Origin of the sequence: Sphingomonas metalli (genome assembly GCF_014641735.1) — a bacterium.
GTDB classification, from domain to species: domain Bacteria; phylum Pseudomonadota; class Alphaproteobacteria; order Sphingomonadales; family Sphingomonadaceae; genus Sphingomonas; species Sphingomonas metalli.
In genome coordinates this window covers 887,171-904,263 of record NZ_BMIH01000001.1, presented here as the reverse complement: position 1 = coordinate 904,263, position 17,093 = coordinate 887,171, and the positions used below count along the sequence as shown (strand labels likewise).

At 67.7% G+C, this 17,093-nt stretch carries 21 protein-coding genes; 5 read left to right on the top strand and 16 right to left on the bottom strand.

What is annotated here, in order from left to right; genetic code table 11:
- Nucleotides 1–40: 40 nt before the first annotated feature.
- From IEX18_RS04600 to IEX18_RS04590, 3 genes are all read right to left on the bottom strand, one after another.
- The gene (locus IEX18_RS04600; RefSeq protein WP_188657503.1) at nt 41–694 is read right to left on the bottom strand and encodes a hypothetical protein; all 654 of its coding nucleotides are present in this window, start codon (nt 692–694) and stop codon (nt 41–43) included.
- Between the two features lie 266 nt (nt 695–960).
- Complete coding sequence (locus IEX18_RS04595; RefSeq protein WP_188657502.1) at nt 961–1,317, bottom strand: hypothetical protein; 357 nt, start codon at nt 1,315–1,317, stop codon at nt 961–963.
- Nucleotides 1,296–2,249 carry an SDR family oxidoreductase gene (locus IEX18_RS04590; RefSeq protein WP_188657501.1) on the bottom strand — a complete coding sequence of 318 codons (954 nt, stop codon included), beginning with the start codon at nt 2,247–2,249 and terminating at the stop codon, nt 1,296–1,298. Before IEX18_RS04590 ends, IEX18_RS04595 begins: the two co-directional genes overlap by 22 nt.
- Nucleotides 2,250–2,633: 384 nt before the next feature.
- Here IEX18_RS04590 and IEX18_RS04585 point away from each other — a divergent pair, with 384 nt between their 5' ends.
- The 3 genes from IEX18_RS04585 (at nt 2,634) to IEX18_RS04575 (ending at nt 5,766) form a co-directional block, all read left to right on the top strand.
- On the top strand, nt 2,634–3,482 hold the full coding sequence (locus IEX18_RS04585; RefSeq protein ID WP_188657500.1) for a rhamnan synthesis F family protein: 849 nt from the start codon (nt 2,634–2,636) through the stop codon (nt 3,480–3,482).
- Between the two features lie 92 nt (nt 3,483–3,574).
- Nucleotides 3,575–4,543: a rhamnan synthesis F family protein gene (locus IEX18_RS04580; protein ID WP_188657499.1), complete on the top strand. Its 969-nt coding sequence runs from the start codon at nt 3,575–3,577 to the stop codon at nt 4,541–4,543.
- Nucleotides 4,544–4,839: 296 nt separating this feature from the next.
- Nucleotides 4,840–5,766, top strand: a complete 927-nt coding sequence (locus IEX18_RS04575; protein WP_188657498.1) for a helix-turn-helix domain-containing protein — start codon at nt 4,840–4,842, stop codon at nt 5,764–5,766.
- A gap of 197 nt (nt 5,767–5,963) precedes the next feature.
- Here the strand turns inward: IEX18_RS04575 and IEX18_RS04570 are convergent, their stop codons facing one another.
- Complete coding sequence (locus IEX18_RS04570) at nt 5,964–7,217, bottom strand: tyrosine-type recombinase/integrase (RefSeq protein WP_188657497.1); 1,254 nt, start codon at nt 7,215–7,217, stop codon at nt 5,964–5,966.
- A gap of 6 nt (nt 7,218–7,223) precedes the next feature.
- On the opposite strand from IEX18_RS04570, the gene IEX18_RS04565 reads away from it, so the two are divergent.
- A complete protein-coding gene (locus IEX18_RS04565; RefSeq protein WP_188657496.1) occupies nt 7,224–7,502 on the top strand; it encodes a hypothetical protein in 279 nt (92 codons plus the stop codon).
- Nucleotides 7,503–7,589: 87 nt separating this feature from the next.
- Here IEX18_RS04565 and IEX18_RS04560 read toward each other — a convergent pair whose 3' ends face one another.
- Nucleotides 7,590–8,378, bottom strand: a complete 789-nt coding sequence (locus IEX18_RS04560) for a DNA adenine methylase (protein ID WP_188657495.1) — start codon at nt 8,376–8,378, stop codon at nt 7,590–7,592.
- A gap of 680 nt (nt 8,379–9,058) precedes the next feature.
- Nucleotides 9,059–9,373 carry a hypothetical protein gene (locus IEX18_RS04555; RefSeq protein WP_188657494.1) on the bottom strand — a complete coding sequence of 105 codons (315 nt, stop codon included), beginning with the start codon at nt 9,371–9,373 and terminating at the stop codon, nt 9,059–9,061.
- 41 nt (nt 9,374–9,414) lie between these two features.
- Between IEX18_RS04555 and IEX18_RS04550 the strand changes: the two genes are divergently transcribed.
- Entirely contained in the window at nt 9,415–9,597 is a 183-nt protein-coding gene (locus IEX18_RS04550; RefSeq protein WP_188657493.1) for a hypothetical protein, read from the top strand.
- Between the two features lie 296 nt (nt 9,598–9,893).
- Here IEX18_RS04550 and IEX18_RS04545 read toward each other — a convergent pair whose 3' ends face one another.
- The 10 genes from IEX18_RS04545 to IEX18_RS04500 form a co-directional block, all read right to left on the bottom strand.
- On the bottom strand, nt 9,894–11,882 hold the full coding sequence (locus IEX18_RS04545) for a hypothetical protein (protein WP_188657492.1): 1,989 nt from the start codon (nt 11,880–11,882) through the stop codon (nt 9,894–9,896).
- Nucleotides 11,883–11,897: 15 nt separating this feature from the next.
- A complete protein-coding gene (locus IEX18_RS04540) occupies nt 11,898–14,252 on the bottom strand; it encodes a sialate O-acetylesterase (protein ID WP_188657491.1) in 2,355 nt (784 codons plus the stop codon).
- Between the two features lie 115 nt (nt 14,253–14,367).
- Nucleotides 14,368–14,643 (bottom strand): spike base protein, RCAP_Rcc01079 family, encoded by a 276-nt coding sequence (locus IEX18_RS04535; RefSeq protein ID WP_188657490.1) that lies wholly within the window; start codon nt 14,641–14,643, stop codon nt 14,368–14,370.
- A gap of 22 nt (nt 14,644–14,665) precedes the next feature.
- A complete protein-coding gene (locus tag IEX18_RS04530; RefSeq protein WP_188657489.1) occupies nt 14,666–14,980 on the bottom strand; it encodes a hypothetical protein in 315 nt (104 codons plus the stop codon).
- A gap of 17 nt (nt 14,981–14,997) precedes the next feature.
- Nucleotides 14,998–15,555 carry a glycoside hydrolase family 108 protein gene (locus tag IEX18_RS04525; RefSeq protein ID WP_188657488.1) on the bottom strand — a complete coding sequence of 186 codons (558 nt, stop codon included), beginning with the start codon at nt 15,553–15,555 and terminating at the stop codon, nt 14,998–15,000.
- On the bottom strand, nt 15,552–15,788 hold the full coding sequence (locus IEX18_RS04520) for a DUF7940 domain-containing protein (RefSeq protein ID WP_188657487.1): 237 nt from the start codon (nt 15,786–15,788) through the stop codon (nt 15,552–15,554). The genes IEX18_RS04525 and IEX18_RS04520 overlap by 4 nt, the downstream gene beginning before the upstream one ends.
- A 39-nt stretch (nt 15,789–15,827) precedes the next feature.
- Nucleotides 15,828–16,013 carry a hypothetical protein gene (locus tag IEX18_RS04515; RefSeq protein ID WP_188657486.1) on the bottom strand — a complete coding sequence of 62 codons (186 nt, stop codon included), beginning with the start codon at nt 16,011–16,013 and terminating at the stop codon, nt 15,828–15,830.
- Nucleotides 16,010–16,291 carry a hypothetical protein gene (locus IEX18_RS04510; protein ID WP_188657485.1) on the bottom strand — a complete coding sequence of 94 codons (282 nt, stop codon included), beginning with the start codon at nt 16,289–16,291 and terminating at the stop codon, nt 16,010–16,012. Before IEX18_RS04510 ends, IEX18_RS04515 begins: the two co-directional genes overlap by 4 nt.
- 11 nt (nt 16,292–16,302) lie before the next feature.
- A complete protein-coding gene (locus IEX18_RS04505) occupies nt 16,303–16,587 on the bottom strand; it encodes a hypothetical protein (protein ID WP_188657484.1) in 285 nt (94 codons plus the stop codon).
- Entirely contained in the window at nt 16,571–17,092 is a 522-nt protein-coding gene (locus IEX18_RS04500) for a hypothetical protein (protein WP_188657483.1), read from the bottom strand. Before IEX18_RS04500 ends, IEX18_RS04505 begins: the two co-directional genes overlap by 17 nt.
- Between the last annotated feature and the right edge of the window lies 1 nt (nt 17,093).

The window sequence follows — 17,093 nt, the reverse complement described above, 5'->3', positions numbered from 1 at the left end:
CCCCGGGCGTGACCGTTTTCGACGTGGCGTTGACGCCCGCCTATGCGACGCGCGGCAAGCCCACTCCGTCGGGTTTCAGCGCCGATGCCAGCGCCTGATCAGCGCTTGGATCGCGTACCGCGCCATCGTCCAGCAGGTTCTTGATCATCGATTCGACGGATTGGCTGGATGACCCGGCATCGTCCAATGCGCCGGCGGCAGAGGCCAGGATCGTATTCGCCGCGACAGGCTCCGGTTCCGGCGGCTCCCGGTCGACGGAATGGACGGCCGTGCTCTTGGGGCCGGTATCGTACATTGCAGCGGTAATGGAGTCCGGGACTTTCTTGACGGCAACGGTTCCCACAATCTCACCCGTTTCCGGGTCGAGATACACGATCGGGCCATCGTTTTCCTGCATCATGCTGAGGCCGTCGCGGGCATACTTCGCAAACTCCTCTTGGGCTGCGAGGGCGGCCTCCGAAAGAGGCTCGCCCTTTGCCGGCTCCGGCAAGAGGTTCGCGGTGAATAGCTGCTTGCCGCCCGGCGTCCATGCTGTGATGGTTCGGCCACCCGAAGCCGGATCGGCAGCGCTTGGCTTCGGCGTCTCCGGCTGCTGCTGGGTTGAATCGACCTGGGGTGGCTGAATTGCCGGCGTCACAAGCTGTGGCGGTCGCACAGCGGCAAGTCGAGACGCGCCTAATGCATTGATATTCATTGTAACACCCCAGAGACTAGGTTGCCGTTTTTTGTAAGAACGGCAATGAAGCCTCTTTGTTTACGGTAAGCTGTGTTGGGGCTGGCCTACATCTGGACGTTCTACCTGATTGCAGTCGAGGAGATTCAGACCAACCTGTGCTTAGACTTCGCTCAGCACGAACGGGAAAGCGTGCTTTCATCTAAGTTATGATGCGTAATATCAGGATTTGCGTTACAGCCGATGTCAACATTAACGGATTTCACACTTCATGCCTGCCCGACATTTCAAGTCTCAGTGCGACTTGCTACCGTCCCGGCCGGCGTTCCCTTCACCCCCGCAAACCAATCCGCATACCGCGTATTCCTGACCATATGCCGGTTGAGATCCTCGCTATCCTCCCACCACACCGGCCCACGCTCGCCCAGCGCGACCTTCGCGGCGTCCACATCCGCCCGCGCGGCCTTCAGCGCCGCCGCATCTCCGGCCCCCAGCGCAGCGCGGACGGCGCGGCGCGCCTGCATCAGGGCGGCGACATGCGCCTGCCGCTCGGCTTCGGGAAGATTCGGGTTGGCGCGCCGCCACAGCCGGCCGCGGACCACGATATAGCGGCCGTCCGGGGTTACCGGCGGCGCCACAGCCATGCGCCCAGGCCCGCGACAGCGACGAGGCCCGCCGCGGCGGCGGCGGTCTTGCGCCCGCGGTGCGGGTCGCGGCGGTGGGCGTCGGGGCCGCTCGCGCCCTCGGGCGGGTCGTAGAGCGCGCCGGCCGAGTCCGCGCCCTTGGGCGCGCGGGCGGACCAGACGTCCATGAAGCCGTTCATCATCGCCGCCATCAGATTGGGCGCGGCGAGCTGGCCGAGCTTCAGCGCGATCGCCGGCGCACCGACCACGGTCGTGTTGCGCGGGTGGCGGGCGAGGCGGACGACCGCCTTCGCCACCGTCTTCGGCGCCAGCGCGCCGGGCGGCAGGGTCAGCCGCGCGCCGGTATAGTTGCCGGCATGGTCGATGCCCGGCGTGTCGACGAAGGTCGGGTAGACGTCGCAGATATGGATGTGCGGGTGCTTCGACACCTCGCCGCGCAGCGCCTGCGACAGGCCGCGCAGCCCGAACTTGCTGGCGGCATAGGCCGCCGCATAGGGCGTCGCGATAAAGCCGCCGACCGAGATCATGTTGACCCAGGTGCCGCGATCCTGCGCGAGGAAGATCGGCAGCACCGCATGCGCCTCGTTCATGTGCGCGGTCAGATTGGCGTCGATGATGCGCGCATGGTCGGCGATCGGCACCTCGTGGAACTTGCCGACCACGCCGACGCCGACGCAGCTGAACCACAGGTCGATCCCGCCCATCAGGTCCCGCGCCTCCGCGGCGAAGGCGGCGACCGCGGCGGCGTCGGTGACGTCGACCACGCGCGTCTCGGCCGTGCCGCAGCGCCGGGCGATGTCTTTCAGCCCCGCCTCGCCCCGCGCCGCGAGCACCAGCCGGGCGCCCTTCTTCGCAAAGGCGATCGCGGTCGCCGCGCCGATGCCGCTGGAGCCGCCGGTGATGACGACGCGCAATCCGTCGAGCTTGGCCATGTCGTTCGCCTCGTTGGGGAAAGTCCTGTCCGGACGAACCAGCGGCGCGGGCGTTCCCGAGCCGGCTGCGATCCGACGGCGGAAGCCAATCTGCCAAAGCCCCTATTGGCGGCGAGACCCTGGTGTGCAGCCGGGTTTCGCTCCCGCGAGGGTTGATGCGGTCGATGGGTCGGGTCGGGAACTGCCGAAAAAGCGGGTGCGCGCGGAGGGCGGTGAGGCTAAGTAGCCTTGCGCCGACCAGCGCCGCAAGGTGCGGATCAGCGGAGCGCCACGAGGCTGAAAGCTCATGGTCTATCCCCGATCCACACCATATGACATCGCGAGGGGCCGCGGCCGGGCCGTCGCGCATGGGCGTGGCACGCTCGGCCAGCGATAGGGTATCCGATGGCTGTCGACTTCAGGACGAACGGTTCCTCGCTGAAGTTGCGGGCGCGCCGCGTGGTACATCGGCTGCTCGATGCAGAACGCGCCCCGGCTCATACGGTGGTCAAGGCGGTGCGGCCTTCGGCGAACTGGATCCTCTTCTTCTGCTTCCTGCCGGACGGCATCGTCTCGGACGACCATCGCGTGACGATCGAGGCGCTGAAGCGCGGCGGCCGCAAGCTGATGATCGTCGCGGCCTCTTCCCGTCTCGCGGACGTCGCGGACAGGCTCGAGCCGCTCTGCGACGCGCTGATCGTCAAGCAGCCGCAAGGCTACGACTTTTCGGGCTATGCGATCGGCCTATGGCATATCGCCCGGCATTCGCCCGGCAGCGACGTCATCGTCCTCAACGATTCGGTACTGGGCCCGATCACGGACCTGGCGGCTCTTCTGGAGGCACAGCCCTGGGACCTTACCGGCCTGACGAGCTGCGAGACCCGCGGGAGCCATATCCAGTCCTACGCCTTTCTGCTCCGCGGCGTTGATATGGCGCGGATGCGACATCTGCGCAGCGTGTTCCCGGAGACGCGCGCCTATTCCAAATATATGGCTGTCGTGCGGCTTCAGGAATCCCGGCTGGCGAACGTAGCCGCCAAGCACATGAGCGTCGGGTCGATCTGGCACGGGCAGGACGATCTGACGGTCTTCGCGCCGGTCGATCTGGTGAAGATGAAATTCCCCTTCGTGAAGAAGTCGCTCTTCGCCAAGTTCAGCCATGTCTCCGCCGAGGACGACAGCGCCTTTCTTCGCTGCGTATACGACGACTTCCGACGTGATTTGCACGCCGGCCGGTCCGGAGACGGGCAATGACGCCGCGCGAGGGCTGAGAAGGGCGATCCTGCGCGCCCACCAACTCTTCACGTCGCGTCGTCACTCTGATCATCCTTACGGGAATATGCCTGATGCCTGCAGCAAACCGCATCGTCGCGAAGATCAAGCGCCGCATCGCGCGGGGGATGATCGAAGCGCTCAGCGTCAGGGGGCGTCCCCGGCCGGACGGCGCGCCCGATGCCAGCATGCTGGTGCCGTTCGACTATGAGGTCGATCCGGGGTTCGATGGCCGCATCGCCGTCATCTGCCACCTCTTCCATGAAGAGATGGCCGACGAGCTGAAGCAGCTGATGGCGAACATTCCCCGTCCGGTGGATGTCTATATCTCGACCGACACCGCCGAAAAGTCGGCGATCATCGAGCGGGCATTTTCGACATGGTCCGGGGGAAGGGTCGATGTCCGCCTCTGCGACAATCGCGGCCGGGATATCGCGCCCAAGTTGACGACCTTCACCGATGTCTACGATGGCTATGACCTGATCCTCTATCTGCATAGCAAGCGAAGCCTGACCTCGACGATCGGCCGGCAATGGTTCGAGTCGCTAACGCAGTCGCTGGTCGGCTCGCCGGCGACCGTTGCGAGCATCCTCGCCGTCTTCGCGACCGATCCCTCGATCGGGATCGTGATGGCGCAGCATTTCGCGCCGATACGGCATCTGATCAGTTGGGACGGCAACTATCGGCTGGCCAGGGGACTCGCCAAGAGGATGGGGATCGCGCTCTCTCCGCGACTTGTGCTGGACATGCCGTCCGGATCGATGTTCTGGTTCCGGCCCGCAGCGCTCAAGCCCCTGCTGGACCTGCGACTTCAGCCGAACGACTTTCCCGCGGAGCTGGGTCAGGTCAGCGGGACACTGCAGCATGCGATCGAGCGGCTGATCCTCTATGTCACCGAGAGTGCGGGCTATGGCTGGGTCAAGGTGTCGAGTGACGCCAGCGCCGACGCCGCCGCGCCGAGCGTGTCCATCGCATCCCCGGCCGATCTCCCAGCCTTCATCGCGCGATACAGGTTCGATCTGCTAAACGCAGCCCAAGGCTGAACCGCTGCTGCGGGTCTTGGCGATCCGTGCCGACGCTCTTGGGGGGGAAACGACGGACCTGCCGGGTCGAAACCCGTGGCAGGTCCGTCGATGGTGGGCGTGGCAAGGATTGAACTTGCGACCCCTGCGATGTCAACGAAGGCGCTAGCGCGGATTTCCGCCGGTTTCTGACTTCCGGCGCCCTCGTTGACCCCGCAAAAAGCCGCGGAAACTCGTGCGTGATTTCGGCCGACGCCGAAACTGCGCCGAAGCCCACCACTGACATCTAGGCGCACCGCACGCCATCGCCATCACGTATGCGCGCGGTCGACGACACCGTTTCGGCCGGCGCTTTCGTGCGCCCATCGACTTCCCATCCGGGAGCCGACACGATGTCGTATACCTCCTCGACTGGCGCGCCTTCACGACGCGACGTCGCAAATCTGCTGAAGGGCGCCGCTGGCGCATTGACCAAGACCCGGCGCGGCCCGGACCAGGGCGAGGGGCGCCGCGTGCCCCGCCGCGACAGTTACGATCAGGACGATCCCCGGGCGAAGCCATGGGGGCGCATAGGCGACGGCACGACTGGGGAGGGGCTAGCGCACCGCGAGGCGCTGCTCACATCGGCGGAGGAGCTGTTCGAGCTGGGGAGGCGGGAGACGCCGGCAGCCAAGCTGCGCGAGGCGCGGGCGCGATTTGACGCGCTTTCGGCCGAGCTGGACGCCGGCGGACTGCCGGTCGGCCGCGCTGCGACGATACGGCAGGAGCTGGCGCCGCTGCGCGAGCTGATCGAGACTGGCCGCCAGCGCCTGCAGCTGGTCGACCTGCGCGTCCTGAAGGCGCTGCTGCGCTTCGTCGACTTCAAGACCGGCCGGCTGTTCCCGGCGATCGAGGCGATCGCGGCCAAGGCCGCCTGTCACCGCAACAGCGTGGTCGCCGCGCTACGCCGGCTGAAGCACCACGGCTTCATCGATTGGGTTCGGCGAACGATCAAGACCGGCAACGACGGCGAATTCGCACCACAGCGCGAGCAGACGTCCAACGCCTATTTCTTCGACAACCGGCGCCGAATGGCCCCGAAGGTCTGGCAACGCTTCGCCCAGATCCTGGCGGCCAAGATGCGCCGGCTCGGCAACGCTGCCGCGCGGGCCATGAGCGAAGCTCCAACGGCCGAGATCCAGTCGCCCGCTCTACGCGCTGCGCTCGCCCGGGTCGACGCCATGCTCGCAAACGCGAACACATAGAATGTGCTCTATCCACCTTCAGGATCTAAGGAGATGAGGAATGGCCCCGCTTAGGCGGGTCCATGCTCCGATATGACGGTCCCCCCAGGCCGAAAGGGCCCGACCTATCCATCCGATCGCCAAGAATCGGCGGTCGGAGCGTGGCGGCTTGCGCCGCCCCGGGGCTATCGGGGGGGACGAGCAGGATCCGTGCCGATCTATCCGCTGGCGTCGCCCCCGGCGCAATCGTCGGCCGCGAGGATCGCGGCCCATTCCTCGAACAGGCGGCGCCGGCGGGGCAGGTGAGCGGCGCGGTTGTACGCGCCTTCGACCTTGCGGTTGATCCCCTCGGCTTCGTCGTCCCGCCCGCCGCCGACATGCCCCAGCGCGCGATCGATCGCGCCGCGCTCGCCGGGCAGCCGCTCGTTGAGGATGGTCGAGAAGCTGGCGCGCCAGCCGTGCGGCACATGCCGGCCGGCATAGCCGGCCCGCTGATAGAGCCGGCCGATCGCGCCCTCGGCGATCGGCGCCGCGTCGCCGGTACCGGGGAAGATGTGCAGGACGGGAATGTCAGGAGATACGCGCGCGCGCACGTATCTGAGAACCTCCACGGCTGCCGGCGACAACGGGACCAGGTGATCGTTCGACGCGTCCGCCTTCTTCGCCGCCGCCAGCTTCATGCGCGCGGCCGGCACGCGCCAGATCGGCGCCGCACCGTCCAGGTCCTCGATCTCCGACCAACGCGCGCCGCGCACCGCGGCGAGGCGGACCGCGGTCAAAGCGAGGAAGCGCGAGGCGAGCTTCACCGCGATCGGCGCGTCGACCAGCTCGGCCGCGGCGAGCAGTTGGCGCAGCTCGCCGGCGTCGACGATCGCCGGCTGGCGCCGCGGGGCGCGGGCGCGCTTCAGCGCCTCGGCGACGTCGCCGGCGGGATCGTGATCGCACCAGCCCTCCGATCGGGCGAAGGCGAAGACCGCGTTGACGCGCTGCTGGATCCGGCGCGCCGTTTCCACGCGGCCACGCGCCTCGATCGCGCGCAGAGTTTTCAGCACGATCGGCCGAGTGACCTGGTCGAGCGGCATCGCTCCGATCGCCGGGAAGATGTCTCGCTCAAGGCTGGCAATAACGTCGGCCGCGTGGACCGGCGTCCAGTCGCCCCGGCGGTGCGCGTGCCAGGCGCGCGCCGCGCGCTCGACGGTCATCTCGGCCGCGGACGCCGCGCCGGCGGTGCGCGGATCCTCGCCGCGGCCGAGCTGCTCGCGCGCAACCTCGCAGCGGGCCCGAGCGTCGACAAGCGACAGCTCGGGCCAGGTGCCGATCGTCAGCAGCTGCTCCTTGCCGGCGAGGCGGAAGCGCATGCGGAAGGAACGCAGCCCGGTCGGCGCCACGAACAGGAACAGGCCGTGTCCGTCGAAGATCTTGTAGGCGCGCGCCTGCGGCCGCGCGGCTTTCACCGCGGCGTTTGTCAGCATCGACTTATGATCCTGATTATGGCCGCGGTCGAAACCTGCGAGCAGAGTCGCTCGATGCGGCAGTTCCTAGTTCGATTAGATTGCGGGGAGATCGCTGCAACGGCGGATCACCTCGAGCGTGATCTTTCAGCAGCATGTAGCTCAGCGATGCGAGCCATTTTCGCGGTACTGAGCGATGGTCCTAAAGAGGAGTTCGGCAAGACGATCGTAACTGCAACCGTCTATGATCGGCACAAGAGCGAAGCCAGACGCGTGAGCGTTACAGTCGAGATTTCGGATCATTGACGGCGGAGAGGTCCTCCGCCGCGACCGCGCATTTCTGCGGCTTATAGCCGCTCGATACCCCTGTTTCGCGGCCGAGATACCCCAGCCTTAGCGCGGCGCACTGCGGATAATCAGCTCGGTCACGCGCTTGGCGCCGGCAGTCGCCGATGCGAGCGTCCAGGTCGTGTCGACCTCCTCGATCGAGAAACGAGCGAAGGTCTCGCGCACGAAGTCGGTCGCGTTGATCGACAGCACGAATTGCCCGGCGATGCCGGCGAGCTGGTCGGCCATGCGGACATATTCGTCGCGGCCGAAGGCGACGCCATATCCCTCGGTCTCATCATAGGGCGGGTCGAGATAGAAGAGCGCCTTGGGCCCGTCATAGCGGCGCAGCACGTCCTGGTAGGGCAGGCGCTCGATCGTCACCGGCTCGAGGCGACGGCTGAGCGCGCGCAGATCTGCCCGCAGGCGGGACAGCTGGATCCGCGACGACTGATCCTTCCGGACGCCGAACGTGCGCCCCTCGACGCGGCCGCCGAACGCCAGGCGCTGGACGTAGAGGAATCGGACCGCCCGCTCGATATCGGTGAGCGCCTCCGGATCCATGCGAAGCTGGCGGTCGAACTCGTCCCGGCTGGCGGGAAGCCAGCGGAGTGCGTCGACGAGCGGCTCATAGTGCCGGCGCACGACGCGGAAGAGGTTGGCGACGTCACCGGACAGATCGTTGATGACCTCGATCGGCGCGTGCGTTGCGCGGCGCAGGAACACGCCGCCCATGCCGACGAACGGCTCGATATATTGGCGGTGGTCGATCGTCTCGATGAGCGCGCATAGGCGGCGCGCAAGGTTGCGCTTGCCCCCGAGGTAAGCCGCGGGAGGGTTTGCGGTGATGGGCATTGGCTCAGCTCTCTGGTGAGGAGCACGTCGGCTACGCGCGCTGAGTGGCCGCCGATCGACGCGATCGGCAGGGTCCTGGCCTTTGCGGCCGCAGGATCTGGGTGGTGGTGGCTTCGGGGAACACGCTGGCGGGTCGCCTGGCGCACCACCTGGTACCGGGTGGTTAGCCGCGCAGCTCAGGCGTCTGCGCCCCGCGTATTCCCCGAAGGTCTTCTATTTCGCAGGCCACCCGGCGAACCGGTCAGCCTGAGACCCCGCGCGGGGACCATCCGTCGCGGCTAAGCTCCGGGTGGCCCGGGCGGCATGCCATGCGGACAGGGCTCGAACAAGGTGGACTGAAGGCGGTTGGCTTGCAGCCCGCTGCTGCCGCTGGGCGCGATCGACTGCAATTGCTAGAATGCAACGATGACGAAAGCAGAAGCCGAAGCATCCGCGCTCCGGATGACCGCAGAGGGCTCCGCGGGAATATCCTTCTATCCTAAGGAGCGGGCGCCGGGAGAGTGGGTCGTAATGGGGTCGGATTTCGGCCCGGAGTCGCCTTGGGTTGCCGCAGAAGGGTCGGGCGAAGAGATCGGGTCAGTGACCGCATAATCTGGCTTCGGGGACGGCCTGCCTAGCAATTCACATCGGAGACATGCCGAGCTGCTACGCGGCCGGCATGCACCGCCGCCTGCTCCTCGTCACTGCCGTGCTGGCGGCATTGCTGGTCGGGATGATCGGCCGGGTTCTTCTGTCCCATAGGCCCCCGCCAGACGCAGCTGCCGCACGATCGCGTTGAAGGCGGCCGTCACGCCCTGGGTGCGGCCGATATCGTTGTCCTGCTGCCCCGACTCCCAGAACGTCACCAGCGGCCACCGCTCGCGGCAGTGCGGCCATAGGACGCGCAGCGCCAGGCGGATCGCCTCGGAGCGGACCGCGGCGGGATCATCGCGGCCGATCGCCTGGCGCAGTACCGCCACCGCCAGCTCCAACTTGATTCGCTCCGCGCTCCGCATCGCGCCTTGATGGAACGAAGCGGGAACGGTAATCAACCCGCATGGCGTGTCGGATCTGCACCACGAACGATCATGAGTCGCTACGCGAGAAGATCGCCGGTGACCTATGGGAGAGCCGGCGCAACGGCCACCTCGAGGACGTACCCTGGGAGCGGGCGCCGGACTATTGGCAGCAGCTGATGCGCCAGCTGGCGGACGCCGCGATCGAGAGCGCGCGCAGCTAGCTACCAGCCGCCCGGGCCGCAGCCGGCGCAGATATTATCGTCTGGTGTCGAGGTGCCGCAGATCGCGCATCGGCCCTTCGGCGCGTTTCGGATGGCCTCCGCCCCGCGAAGCCAGCGACGGATCCAGGCGATGATGCGTGACAATGCTTTCCCTTCCAGTCGCATCGCCGGCGTGAGGCTGGCGACGTCGAGTGAAGGACAGGATCCTAGCTGCGATAGATATGCGAATATGCGATCTGGATCAGCGCGGTTGATGTGGCGCAACGATCCATGAGACCGCCGCGCCACATCGAAGGTTAACGGCCGAGCACCGTCAGGACCGCGTCGAGCTTGGGCGCGTCGGCGCGCGGCTGGCCGGCATATTCCCGGATGCCCCAGGCGCCCCACTTGCTGATCGATCCGGTCGCCGAGAACAGCACCAGGAGGTCAGCATCGTTCGAGGCGATCGCCTCCGGGATGTACTGCCCGTAGAGCGCGGCCATGCGCGGGTCGCGGTTGAGCCCGGCGACGACGTCGACATTGTCGCTGACGACGTGCTGGCCACCCTCATAGGAGATGAGCCGCAGGCCGTACTGCTTCGCGATCGCGCGGTTCTGCGCCTGGCTGGTGCTGAGGATCCGCGTCATGTCGGCGCGCAGCAGCGGGAACAGCGTGTCGAGGCTGGTCACGCCCGGGTTGGCGGCGGGGACGGCCGCGCCGAAGTAGGGCGCGACTGCCAGCGCATCGATCAGCCCCGACCGGCCGAGGCCGCTCTCCCCGACGACCACGCCGGCGGTCCAGGGATTGTCCTGCTGGGTCGCGGCCACGCGGACGAGCTGTCCGGGGCGGTCGGCGAAGATCGGCGTCCAGATCCGCATCAGCGCCGCAACGCGCTGCGCGTAGAGCAGCAGGCCCGACTTGAAGGCGTCGCCGTCGCCGGAAAGGTTGAGCGCCGCGCCGTCAGTCATGGCCTGGCCGGCGACTGGGAAGCTGAAATTCCACGTCTCGTTGGACAGCTCGATATAGACGTGCCGATCGGCAGGCGTGGCATCATGGATCAGCTGCGCCATGCGGCGCTGGAACTCCTCGTCGGCGTTCCAGCTGAGATTGTACCAGGCATCGGCGCCGGCCGCCGCGGCGAGCGCGACCTGGTGCTCGAGCGGCATGCCGCCATCGCCGCCCAGCGTGAGGTCGCCCGGCAGCGTGCGGCTCTCCCAGCGCCACTTGCCGCTGCCGTTGACGCCGGAGGCGTCGAGCATGCGCAGCGTGCCGAAGTTACCGTAGTAGGCGACCACGTCCGGCAGGAAGAGGTCGGTGATGCCGGCATCGGCCGCGGCGCGGCAGTCGAGATCGCGAATCGGGTCAGCCGGATCGCTCGCCCCGATCTTCAGCCAGGTCATCTTCGACATATCGCGGTTGGCGACGAAGATCAGGTCGGCGCGATGGTCGGAATAGCGGAGGCCAGTATGGACCGCGCCCTCGATCGTGACGGTGCCCTTGCCCTTCCAGGTGCAGAAGGCAGCCACGTCGCGGGTCTGGCTGCCCAGCGCCGGCTTGATGATTGCCAGCGGCTGCAGGGCTGCCACCAGCTCGGGCTTGGGGATGCCGTCGGTACCGAGATCGCTGCGGGCAGCATATTCCCAGCCGCGCACTCGCCACTCGGCGCCGCGCAGCAGGTTCACATAGGTCTGGTCACCCGAGAACCAGGCGCCCGGGCCGGCGATGTTGATGCCGAGCAGCCCGCGCATGGTGGTCGGCTTGGCGACGACCGGCCAGGCGCGAGCGCCCGCCGGGATCAGCGCCTTGGGCGTATCGGCCGTGACCGGCTCGCTGCCGTCGGTCGGCTGCCAGCTGCACCGCTTGGCGGCGCCCGGTGCCGGATCGCCGAACACCTGGTTGCCGCACTGGGTGCCGCTGTTGAACACCTTGGTCACGAACTTGCCGTTTGCGCCGAAACGCACCCGAGCCTGACCGATGAAGGTGCAGGCCTCGCCTTCGCCCGCGCAGTCCTTCCACGACTGTTCGGCCGGCGCCGGGCTGGGCGCGGACGCCGGAATCGGGGTCGGGCTGGGGGACGGCGTCGGGGTGGGCAGCGCAGCGATCGCCGCGCGGCGCGCCTCGGCCGCGCCGGTCGCGACGCTGGCCGCCTTGTCAAAACAGGCGGCGCCGGCGGTCAGCTTCGTCCGGCTGGTGCGGTCGGCCTTCGGGATCGCCACGGTGCCGCAGCCCGACACGGTCTGCGCCGATCCGGGCGAAGCGAGGCCGAGCGAAAGGAACGTCGCAAGTGCAGCGAGATATATGCGCATGCTGGTGGTCTCCGTTCAGGAATTGAGCGTGCAGCTGTCGGTGCCGTTGCCGTCCAGGTGCCAGAGGTGGAGAAGGCCGTCTTCGTTGCCGCTGTATGGGGCGGATGGCACGGCGAAGCCGGCCTTGTCGTACCGCTGCGGGTTGTAGAACATCGCGACCTCGTCGATGACGCCCCTGGTGTAGACGTAGTTGCCGCCCAAGCTGCCGATTCCGACACCTCGGCCGGCCGTCCCACGGTCCTGCAGCGGGCCGAATTGCACGAACTGACCGTTCATGAACCAGGTTTTGCCGGTCGCCGAAATGACGAGAACCACATGATAGGTCTGGCCGGCCGCCAAGGTGTATTGCCAGTCCGTGTTGAAACCCATTTGGGTCCCGTCGATGGCCAGCCAGCCCATGTCGCCGGGCAGGGTCGTGATGACCTGAATGCCGCCATTTACGTTGTTCACGGTGAGGAAGAACTCGACCGACACCGTGCCAAAGGCGCTCGGAATCGGCACGTCAAAGTAACCGCTCGTGCGTCCCTGCCCAAAGGCGCCCCCGCTGCCAAATGTGATGTTCGCTGTGTTGAGGTTGAACTTAGGGCGGCTGAGAATGGCGCGGCCAGGTACAAATAGCTCCCGCCCGACCATGTTTGTACCATCGCCCTCGTTGAGATTGGCGAAGGCCATGTCCGCCCTTCCGTCATCTCCGGACTGGAAGAATGGGCCGACCTCAATGGCGCTGCTCGCAGGTGCCTGGCCTAGCACGATGGTGGCAGCGGTCGGTCCGAACGTCAGGGAGGTAATAGGAAGACTGGCCTCCGTACCCAGATCGGATACCCGCCAGCGCTGCTTAGGGTCGCCGACGGTGGTGACGTTGGTGGCGCCGCTGATCAGCGTGTACGGCAGCGTGACGGTGGTGCCGCTGACGGTGGGCACACCGTAGACGCAGCCCTGATCGCCCGGTCCGCCCAGCTCCTTGCCGGTTGCACGGTGGAAGTGCTGCACCTGCCTCAAGGAACCTGCCTGCGTGCAGTGGACGCCTTCGCCGGACAGCAGCTGGATATCCTCCATGGGGAGGTAGGTCGCCGCTGTGAGCTTGGCATAGTCCTCGTACATGCCTCGGATGCCGTTGCGAGACTGGTTGTTGCCGTAGTTGGTCGAGTTGATGTTCGGGATGGCCGTGAAGTACCAGGAGGGCGGGCTGCCGATCATGGCGCCCGCGAGAGCGTCCATCATGCTCTTGAACTCGGCCCGGACGTCCTTGACGATGCGCCCCGCGTCGCTGTGGCCCTGGTACCACCAGGCGGCCTCGAACTTGCTGCCGGCAGCGTTGATGGCCGCGACCGCGGCGTTCAGATAGTCTCCGCCCGGCTGCCAAGCCTGCACGCTGGAGTTACCAACCGCGGTCATGACGAGGCCCACGCACACGCCGAAGGCGTTTGCCTGAAGGTTGATGAGCTCGGCCGCGCCTGCTGATGTGACCGGCCCCGCGTCGGAGGGCTGCACCCAAGCCCCCGAGGTACCGATCTCCGGTCCGCCACCGAGTACAGCGCCCTTGCCTCCGAAGGTCACGCCCGCCCCGGAGATCGTGGTGGCGTCGCCGGAACTGCGGAAATTGCGCACCTGGAGGGACTGACCCGACAGGTAGATGAGGCGGCCCATCGCGACCAGCACGGTGCCGTTTGTCCAAGGTCCGGTAGCGCTCGGCGCAAGGTCGAGGAAAAAGTACTGGTTGCGGGCCTCAACGCCGCTGATGTCGACGGGTCCGTTCGCCACGGGGGCGTTGTTCACCGCCAGCCAGGCGGATTGCAGCACGGTCGTGCCATCGGCAGCCCTGGTGCGGGCATAGATCCCGCCGGATGCCGTGACGTTCAGGTTCACCGGGATCGTGCCGGTGCCCTTGTTCGGTCCACCACCCGTCTTGGTGGAGCGCTGATAGACCCGGTTCGATGACGGAAGCTGCGTCATCGCGAACGTCGCCGGCGTCGGGGTCGGGGTCGGCGTGGCAGCAGCAACTGTGACTGTCGCGCTGCTATTGGTCGTTCCACCAGCGCCCGACGCGGTCGCCCGGTACGTGTAATTGCCAGCCTGTTGCGGCGTGAACTGTGCCGAGGTCGACACCGTCGCGCCCGCCAGGAGCCAGGCGCGGGCGGAGATCGAGCCATTCGCCACAACGCCATCGTTGCCCGTCAGCGTCTCGCCGACCTGGGGCGTGCCGTCGCTGGTGATCGACGCAGGCGTGGTGAAGGTCGGCGCCGGCGTGGGGGTAGGCGTCGGCGTACCACCGCCGGCGATGATACCCTTCTTCCAGGCGAGCACGTCGTTCATGGTGTCGCGCACATCCTTGTAGGACGCACCATTGGGGATCGTCTCGAGCACGCTCATTCGGCGTCCTTCCAGGTCAGAGTGTCGGTCCAGGTGTCGGCGTCCGCCCAGCGCCGGGCGATCGCGGCGATGGCGCGCGACAGCGCGGCCACGCGGAGGGCAAAGGCGGCCCGCATCAGAAGATCGCGACGATGCCGCTGGCGGTCGTGCCGGTCGCGCAGATTCGCCGCGCACTCTTGAGGACGTAGCCTCCATTCTGCACGTTCGGCCAAATCGTCGGCGCAGCGCCGGCGGGAGCGTTGTCACCGATCAGGGCGACGTCGCCGCCATAGCCCACATAGAAGAACTTCGGCGTGACCGGCAGGTCGGTGGTGTCCGAAGGCGTCACCAGCTCGGAGTGCTCGCCGGGATCCGAGATCCCGCGGAACACGTTCGCATAGGGGTCAACCATAGGCGTCTCCTTCCGCTGCCGATCAGTTGCCGGTCGCCAGCTGGTATTCGGCGGTCGCCTTCTTCGCGTCGGCCAGCGCCTGGGCACGCGCCGCAGCGGTGGTGGCGGTGCGGGCGGTCTCGAGCGCCTGCGCGGCGACGTCGGCGATCGCGTCCACCCGGGCGCGCTGCGCGTCGGACAGGAATGGCATGAAGATCGCGGCGAAGGCCCGCGCGCTGTCGAAGGTCGCCTGCGCGGTCGTGATCGCGCCGCTCGCAGCGGCGGGGGTCAGGTGCGCGCCGGACGTGGCGCAGGCGGACAGGCTCGCCGCCAGGGCGAGGACGAGGATGCAGCGCATGGAGGTTCTCCTTGGGGTCAGGCGGCGAGGGCGACGCGGTTGCGGATCCAGCCCCAGCCGAAGGCTTCCTGGTTCGGCCGGCGATCCATGATGTCGAGATAGCGGGCGAGCTGCTGGCCGTTCATCGCAGCGAGCAGCACCGCCTCCCAATCATCATGGGCGCGTACCCGGATGCAGGTGGCGAGCGCGGCGTCGGAGAGCGGGCCGAAGTTGCCGTCGACCTTGGCGAGATCCGGCCAGTCGCGGCCCTGCCGGTTGAGCGCGTTGAGGGCGGTCTGCAGGAACATGACGCCGATCGGCGCGCCCATGTTGACGCCGGTGTCGAGCGCCTCGGCCGCGATCGCGACGGAGCGCGCGGCGATGCGGTTGATCCCGGGCGCGAGGACGAACTGCTGCCAGTAGATCTCGCGGGCGGTCGCCTGCGGTAGATCCTGCATCCGGCCGCGGTACCCGTGCTCCCGGGCCTTGGCCTGGGTGATGCCCCAGCGGGTCGGGCCGCCGCGATCGGCGGGGTGGTCGACATAGTCGCCCTCGCGGACGATCAGGTCGCCGATCATGGAGTCGATCGACCTCATGCTTTCGGGCTCCGCTGCTGGACGAGGCGGGCGATCGCCACGGCAACGAAGAGCGCGAGCGCGATCTTGTCGTGACCGGGGATCATCGCCTGCACCGCGGGCGGCAGCTGCTGCCAGAGCTGGTGGAGCTGCTCGGTGAAGACCGCCAGGGCGGTGAAGAGGGCGGCCGCCGCGGCGCAGATGCGCAGCGACCACAGGCGGCCGGCCTGCCGCCAGTCATCGATCGGTTTCATGGTGGATCCTCGGCAAGGCGCGGCGCGGGCCGCGCGGGGTCAGTCGAGCTGCGCGAGCAGCAGCTGCATGTCCGCCGGCATGTCGGCCGGCACAGGGGTGTGGGGCAGCGCCGCGAGGACGCCTTCGGCGACCGGCGCGCGAGAGGCGGCGAGCAACCGGAACGAAGACAGCGACAGCATGCCGCCGCCCACCGCCATGAGGACGCCGCCCACGACTTCGGTCATTTCGCCTGCTCCCGATCGGCTCGCGCGTCTTCGCGCCGGGCGCGATCGGCGAGATAGGACACGTCCTTGTTCAAGCCGAGCAACACCGGAATGTAGGTCCGTTGGTTGCTCTCGGCCTGGTCGAGGCGGCGGTCGATCGTCTCAAGGTGCGTATCCACGGCGCCGCGCCAGCCGCCGATGGTGACCAGGAGGCCGCCAAGCGTCGCCAGTGCGCCGACAAGGGCGCAGAGCATCGGCACCAGCGCCGGCAGGCGCGGCGGGTCGGTTCGTTCGGACATCGGCGAATCCTTCAGGCGGAGGGAGGCTGGCCCTCGATAGCGGCCTCGACATTGCGCCGGCAGTGGCCGGGTGCTTCGCCGAGCAGCATGAACAGGCGGTCGATCATGGGGGCGACGATCAGCGCCCAGCTCGCGCCGCGAATTTCGCCGCGGCCGACATAGCTGCTGATCGTCTCGTCGGCCGACGGGCAGGCGTCGGTCAGGTGGAGGAGGTAGGCGGTACCGACGAGCAGGACCTGGCCGAGCTGGTCGATCGAGACGAGCAGCTGCAGCGCGACGTCAGCCAGCCGGCGCATCGAGCACCGACCAGTCGAGGAGCGCCGCCTGGACGATCGCGCCGATCGTCGGCGCCGCGGCAATGCGGGCCTTGGCGGCAAAGCGAACGCCCTCAATCGCGCCGGACAGCTGCGTCCAGGCATCGGCGTTGGCGATGACCTCGGCGGCCAGGTCCGCGATCGTCATGCCCCGGGCGGCCGCTTCGGGCAGCAGCATCGCCGTCGACGCGCTGCTGTTCGCGAGCCAGGCGCGCGCCGCGGCCTCCTTCAGCACATAGGTGCCGATCTGCGCCGGCAGGGCGGTGACGTAGCGCGAGCGAACCCGCTCGGCTTCGTTGTCGACGCCCATCACCAGCGCGGCGCGCAGCGCGTCGAGGTCGCGCGGCTGCTGCGCAATCACCGCCTGTGGCACGACGACGATACCGGCGCCCTCGGGCGGATGCTGATAGGCGGCCGTGCCCGGCATGCCGCTGCCGGCATAGAGCTCCGCGCCCGTCACGAGGTCGTAGACGATCCAATATTCCATG

Excerpts from the sequence above, each read along its gene's own strand:
- IEX18_RS04530 (WP_188657489.1), bottom strand. The coding sequence starts at position 14,980 with ATGCGCTGCATCCTCGTCCTCGCCCTGGCGGCGAGCCTGTCCGCCTGC.
- IEX18_RS04580 (WP_188657499.1), top strand. The coding sequence starts at position 3,575 with ATGCCTGCAGCAAACCGCATCGTCGCGAAGATCAAGCGCCGCATCGCG.
- IEX18_RS04500 (WP_188657483.1), bottom strand. The coding sequence starts at position 17,092 with ATGGAATATTGGATCGTCTACGACCTCGTGACGGGCGCGGAGCTCTAT.
- IEX18_RS04575 (WP_188657498.1), top strand. The coding sequence starts at position 4,840 with ATGCGCGCGGTCGACGACACCGTTTCGGCCGGCGCTTTCGTGCGCCCA.
- IEX18_RS04570 (WP_188657497.1), bottom strand. The coding sequence starts at position 7,217 with ATGCTGACAAACGCCGCGGTGAAAGCCGCGCGGCCGCAGGCGCGCGCC.
- IEX18_RS04560 (WP_188657495.1), bottom strand. The coding sequence starts at position 8,378 with ATGCCCATCACCGCAAACCCTCCCGCGGCTTACCTCGGGGGCAAGCGC.
- IEX18_RS04555 (WP_188657494.1), bottom strand. The coding sequence starts at position 9,373 with ATGCGGAGCGCGGAGCGAATCAAGTTGGAGCTGGCGGTGGCGGTACTG.
- IEX18_RS04525 (WP_188657488.1), bottom strand. The coding sequence starts at position 15,555 with ATGAGGTCGATCGACTCCATGATCGGCGACCTGATCGTCCGCGAGGGC.
- IEX18_RS04550 (WP_188657493.1), top strand. The coding sequence starts at position 9,415 with ATGGCGTGTCGGATCTGCACCACGAACGATCATGAGTCGCTACGCGAG.
- IEX18_RS04520 (WP_188657487.1), bottom strand. The coding sequence starts at position 15,788 with ATGAAACCGATCGATGACTGGCGGCAGGCCGGCCGCCTGTGGTCGCTG.
- IEX18_RS04510 (WP_188657485.1), bottom strand. The coding sequence starts at position 16,291 with ATGTCCGAACGAACCGACCCGCCGCGCCTGCCGGCGCTGGTGCCGATG.
- IEX18_RS04595 (WP_188657502.1), bottom strand. The coding sequence starts at position 1,317 with ATGGCTGTGGCGCCGCCGGTAACCCCGGACGGCCGCTATATCGTGGTC.
- IEX18_RS04540 (WP_188657491.1), bottom strand. The coding sequence starts at position 14,252 with ATGAGCGTGCTCGAGACGATCCCCAATGGTGCGTCCTACAAGGATGTG.
- IEX18_RS04545 (WP_188657492.1), bottom strand. The coding sequence starts at position 11,882 with ATGCGCATATATCTCGCTGCACTTGCGACGTTCCTTTCGCTCGGCCTC.
- IEX18_RS04600 (WP_188657503.1), bottom strand. The coding sequence starts at position 694 with ATGAATATCAATGCATTAGGCGCGTCTCGACTTGCCGCTGTGCGACCG.
- IEX18_RS04585 (WP_188657500.1), top strand. The coding sequence starts at position 2,634 with ATGGCTGTCGACTTCAGGACGAACGGTTCCTCGCTGAAGTTGCGGGCG.
- IEX18_RS04515 (WP_188657486.1), bottom strand. The coding sequence starts at position 16,013 with ATGACCGAAGTCGTGGGCGGCGTCCTCATGGCGGTGGGCGGCGGCATG.
- IEX18_RS04565 (WP_188657496.1), top strand. The coding sequence starts at position 7,224 with ATGATCCTGATTATGGCCGCGGTCGAAACCTGCGAGCAGAGTCGCTCG.
- IEX18_RS04590 (WP_188657501.1), bottom strand. The coding sequence starts at position 2,249 with ATGGCCAAGCTCGACGGATTGCGCGTCGTCATCACCGGCGGCTCCAGC.
- IEX18_RS04535 (WP_188657490.1), bottom strand. The coding sequence starts at position 14,643 with ATGGTTGACCCCTATGCGAACGTGTTCCGCGGGATCTCGGATCCCGGC.
- IEX18_RS04505 (WP_188657484.1), bottom strand. The coding sequence starts at position 16,587 with ATGCGCCGGCTGGCTGACGTCGCGCTGCAGCTGCTCGTCTCGATCGAC.